3 protein-coding genes are annotated in these 4,815 nt (G+C 49.2%); 2 read left to right on the plus strand and 1 reads right to left on the minus strand.

Annotated features, from left to right (window positions below):
• Nucleotides 1-320: bifunctional hydroxymethylpyrimidine kinase/phosphomethylpyrimidine kinase (locus tag Q0614_RS10550; protein WP_298788597.1), on the minus strand; the 320-nt coding region annotated here is incomplete at its 3' end.
• Between the two features lie 173 nt (nucleotides 321-493).
• Between Q0614_RS10550 and Q0614_RS10555 the strand changes: the two genes are divergently transcribed.
• Together Q0614_RS10555 and Q0614_RS10560 are read left to right on the plus strand one after the other, a co-directional pair.
• Complete coding sequence (locus tag Q0614_RS10555) at nucleotides 494-1,621, plus strand: efflux RND transporter periplasmic adaptor subunit (RefSeq protein WP_298788606.1); 1,128 nt, start codon at nucleotides 494-496, stop codon at nucleotides 1,619-1,621.
• Nucleotides 1,621-4,779 (plus strand): multidrug efflux RND transporter permease subunit, encoded by a 3,159-nt coding sequence (locus tag Q0614_RS10560; protein WP_298788608.1) that lies wholly within the window; start codon nucleotides 1,621-1,623, stop codon nucleotides 4,777-4,779. Before Q0614_RS10555 ends, Q0614_RS10560 begins: the two co-directional genes overlap by 1 nt.
• Nucleotides 4,780-4,815 lie beyond the last annotated feature (36 nt).

A 4,815-nucleotide genomic window follows, 5' to 3' on the forward strand; every position in this document is an offset into this window, starting at 1 on the left:
ACCATCACGGGATCTAAGACGACGTTTTTCGCGTCGTGATTGCTCAGGCTCTTTGCGATGGCTTCGGCAACCCCCTCATTGGAGATCATTCCGATTTTAACGGCGTCCGGAAAGATGTCGCTAAAAATAGCGTCCAACTGCGCCTCTACAAAATCTGGCGAAACGTCCAGCACGCCGCTTACGCCGCGCGAATTTTGCGCCGTAAGCGCCGTAATAGCGCTCATTGCAAACATCTTATGCGCGCTAATCGTCTTGATATCGGCTTGGATGCCCGCGCCGCCGCCGCTGTCCGAACCCGCGATAGTAAGAATTTTTCTCATAAAAAGCCTTTAAAATTTTAGCGCGATTATATCGAAATTCCGCTATAATTCCCCAGATATATTATTTTACGGGCTAAATTTAAGTTTTATTTATATAGTTTTTATTATAATTTATAATTTATTCGTAATAACTATTACAAATACAAAATTTTAATCCAAATAGAGGAATTTACATGAAAAGAGTCGCCAGTTTGATTTTCGCAGCGTTTTTAGTTTCGGGCTGCTCCTATTTCGAAAAAAAGGAGGAAAGCGGCGCGAAGCAAGGCGGCGAGACCCCCGCGCTGCCGGTTGGCGTATTTATCGCCAAATCCGCCGACGTGCCGATAATTTTGAAATTTAACGGACAGACCGTAAGCGAGCTTGAGATAATGCTAAAGCCGCAGGTTTCGGGTACCATCGAAAAGCAGCTTTTTGAACCTGGCCACAGCGTCAAAAAGGGCGACGTGCTTTACGAGATCGACCGCTCGCGCTACCAAGCGGCGTTTGACAGCGCAAACGCTAATCTACAAAACGCCTCGGCGGACTACAAAAGAGCCAAGGCGCTAAAAGCTAGCAACACGATCTCTCAAAAGGACTTTGACACCGCAAAAGCCGCATTTATGGTAGCCGAAGCAAATTTTAAAAGCGCAAAGATCGATCTTGATCACTCGCTCGTAACCGCGCCTTTTGACGGCATGGCGGGCGATACGCAAAAGGACGTGGGCGCGTACGTAAACGTGGGCGAGGATCTGGTGCGCCTTAGCAAATTTGATCCGATCGACGTGGAATTCGGCATCGCGGACGTCGATAGACTGGAGCTTGATGCAAATTTAAGAAACGGGCAGTGGAAGCAGCTGGGCCGTCAGGTAAGCATAAATCTCGGCGGCAAGGACTACAACGGCACGCTAAGCTTCATCGATAGCGTCATCAATACAAACACCGCGTCCGTCAGCGCCAAGGCTCAAATTCCAAATCCAAACTTAGAAATTCGCCCTGGAATTTTTACTAAAGTAAGCGTCGAGGGCTTTTATCAGAAAAACGGCTTTAAAATTCCGCAAGTTGCGCTCAAGCAAGATCTTAGCAACACCGTAGTCTATGTCGTGCAAGACGGAAAGGTCGCTAAAAAAGTGGTCAAAATCGCAGCTCAAGATACCCGCACGGCGACGATCTCAAGCGGACTGCAAGACGGCGATCAGATCATTTTGGATAATTTTAAAAAGATCAACGTGGGCTCCAAGGTCACTCCGGTGCCAGCCAGTACCGATCCCTACGTAGCGGGACAGCCTGAAGCATCTCAGAGCAATGCGGAAAGCGGGAAATAATGTTTTCTAAATTTTTCATCAACCGCCCCGTCTTTGCCTGCGTCGTTTCGATCATCATCGTAATCGCGGGCGTTTTGGCTCTTAAAAATTCCTCGGTCGAGGAGTATCCGCAACTCACGCCGCCGCAAATCGTCGTAAGTGCTACATATAGCGGCGCGGATGCACAGACGATCGCCGACGTCGTCGCAGCCCCTCTTGAAAACGCAATCAATGGCGTTGAAAATATGATCTATATGGAAAGCTCAGCAAGCTCCTCCGGCGACGTTCGTATCAACGTATATTTTCAAATCGGCACAAATCCAGCAGATGCGAAAGTCAATGTAAACAACCGCGTCACGCCAGCTCTTACGCTACTTCCCGATGAAGTGCGCCGCTATGGCGTAACCGTCACCGAGCGTAGCAGCACGATGCTGGAAGTGCTCGCGTTTTACGATCCTAGCGAGCAGATGGATGTCGTAGAGATGCAAAACTACGTAGCTATCAACGTCGTAGATGAGCTAAAGCGCGTGCCGGGCGTCGGCGAAGCGCAGGCGCTGGGAACGAAAGACTACGCGATGAGGATCTGGGTAAAGCCCGAGCTACTTAAGAAATTTAACGTTACGACCGCCGAGATAATCGCCGCAATAAGCGAGCAAAACAGCCAATACGCCGCGGGTAAGATGGGCGAGCAGCCGATGAACTTAGGCAATCCCTACGTATATGCGATCAAGCCTGAGGGTCGTTTAAAAACCGTCGAAGAGTTTGAAAATATCATCATACGTGCGCAAAAAGATGGGAATTTCTTGCACGTAAAAGATGTCGCCGAGGTCAAACTTGGCGGCGCAAGCTACAATATCTCGGCGAAATTTAACGGTAAAGAGATGGTGCCTGTGCTTATCTTTATGCAAAGCGGTGCCAACGCCCTAGCCGTAGTTGAAGCGGTAAATAAGCGCATAGACGAGCTTAAACCAAATTTCCCAGGCGAGCTGACCTACGACGTCGCCTACGATACGACTAGCTTCGTAAAAGTATCGATCGAAGAGGTCATTCATACTTTCATTGAAGCGTTAATCCTCGTCATCGTAGTTATGTATATGTTCTTAGGCAACCTTAGAGCGACAATCATTCCGACGCTTGCTGCGCCTGTGTCAATCTGCGGCGCGTTTATCGGAATTTATGCCTTCGGATTTTCTATAAATTTAATTACCCTTTTTGCGCTTATTTTAGCTATCGGCATCGTCGTGGATGACGCAATCATAGTAATCGAAAACGTAGAGAGAATTTTGCACGAGGAGCCGGATCTTAGCGTCAAAGAGGCTACCACAAAAGCGATCGGCGAGATCGTAGCGCCCGTCATCTCGATCGTACTCGTGCTTTCGGCGGTTTTCGTGCCGGTTGCGTTTATGGAGGGCTTTACGGGGGTTATGCAGAGGCAATTTGCCTTAACGCTCGTGGCTTCGGTGTGCTTTTCAGGCTTCGTAGCCCTTACGCTAACGCCCGCGCTTTGCGCCCTAATCTTGCAAAAAAAGGAATCTGAGCCTTTTTTCTTTATAAGATGGTTTAATAATCTTTTTAGCATCTCAACTAAAATTTATGCCGCAGGCGTCGGCATGGTTCTTCGCCACGTACTAATCAGCCTCGTTTTTGTGGGCATCATCATCTATGCAATGGTGAAGCTTCTTGTGCTCACTCCTAGCGGCCTAGTGCCTAACGAAGACAAAGGCTCGATTATGGCAATGACTACGCTTCCGTCGGCATCTACTCTACCTAGGACGGAAGCCGATCAGGATTTCATCGCAAGTATCGCTAAAAAGTATCCAAACGTAAAAGATATAACCCAAATCACGGGATACGATATGCTAGCCGGAGCGCTTAGAGAAAATGCGGGAGCTTTTTTTATGAAGCTAAAAGACTGGAAGGAGCGCCCCGGCGATGAAAATTCCAACTTCGCCATAGCTGCCGCGCTAAACGGGCAGCTCTACGGCGCGGATCGCAACTCGATGACTTACGTCGTTACGCCGCCTCCTATTATGGGGCTTTCGCTTACGGGCGGATTTGAGCTCTACGCGCAAAGTACGACGGGCAAGAGCTACGATGAAATTCGCGCCGATATGGATCGCGTAACCGCCAAAGCTAACCAACATCCCGCTTTAAAACTCGTGCGAACGACGCTGGATACCGATTTCCCGCAGTATAAGCTCTACGTCGATAAAGAGAAGGTAAAGATGCTAGGCGTTAAGATAGCGGATATTTTTACCGTGCTAAATTCTACCATCGGGCAGTATTATATCAACGACTTTAACCTTATGGGGCGCACGTTCAAGGTCTATATCCGCGCTACGCAAAACTACAGAGACGATCCTAACGATCTAAAATCGCTCTACGTCCGCAGCGCTAGTGGCGATCTGATACCGTTAAATTCTTTAGTGAGACTTGAGCGCTCGCTGGGTCCTGATTCCGTTAATAGATTTAACGCCTTCCCAGCAGCGCAGATTATGGGCGAGCCAAATACGGGCTACACTTCGGGTCAGGCGATTGCAGCGATCCAAGAGGTTATAAAAGAGGAACTTCCTAGCGGATATTCTATCGGCTGGGCGGGCTCCGCGTATCAAGAGGTCAGCGAGACCGGCAAAGGCTCGCAGGCGTTTGTATTTGGAATGATCTTCGTGTTTTTGATCCTGGCGGCTCAATACGAAAGGTGGCTCATGCCGCTTGCCGTACTTACCGCCGTGCCGTTTTCGGTATTCGGAGCGCTCGTGTTTACATATTTCCGCGGGCTGAATAACGACATATATTTTCAGATCGGACTTTTGCTTCTAATCGGTCTGGCGGCGAAAAACGCGATTTTGATCGTGGAATTTGCGATGAACGAGCACCTAAACAACCACTGCCCTATCGCTGAAGCCGCCGTAGAGGCCGCCAAGATGAGGTTCCGCCCTATCGTGATGACGAGCCTTGCGTTCGGTCTCGGCGTGCTTCCGATGGTTATCGCTACCGGCGCGGGCGCTGCTAGCCGCCACGCGCTAGGAACCGGCGTCGTAGGCGGAATGCTCGCGGCATCTACGATCGCGATCTTTTTCGTGCCGCTGTTTTTCTACCTGCTCGAAAGCTTCAACGCTTGGCTTGATAGACGCGGCAAAAAAGTCCAAACTAACGAGGTGAACGATGAAAATAAATAACGCTCTTTTAAGCGCCTTGACGCTTGGAATTTTACT

The organism is uncultured Campylobacter sp., assembly GCF_937997595.1.
GTDB lineage: Bacteria > Campylobacterota > Campylobacteria > Campylobacterales > Campylobacteraceae > Campylobacter_B.

Excerpts from the sequence above, each read along its gene's own strand:
- Q0614_RS10560 (WP_298788608.1), top strand. The coding sequence starts at position 1,621 with ATGTTTTCTAAATTTTTCATCAACCGCCCCGTCTTTGCCTGCGTCGTT.
- Q0614_RS10555 (WP_298788606.1), top strand. The coding sequence starts at position 494 with ATGAAAAGAGTCGCCAGTTTGATTTTCGCAGCGTTTTTAGTTTCGGGC.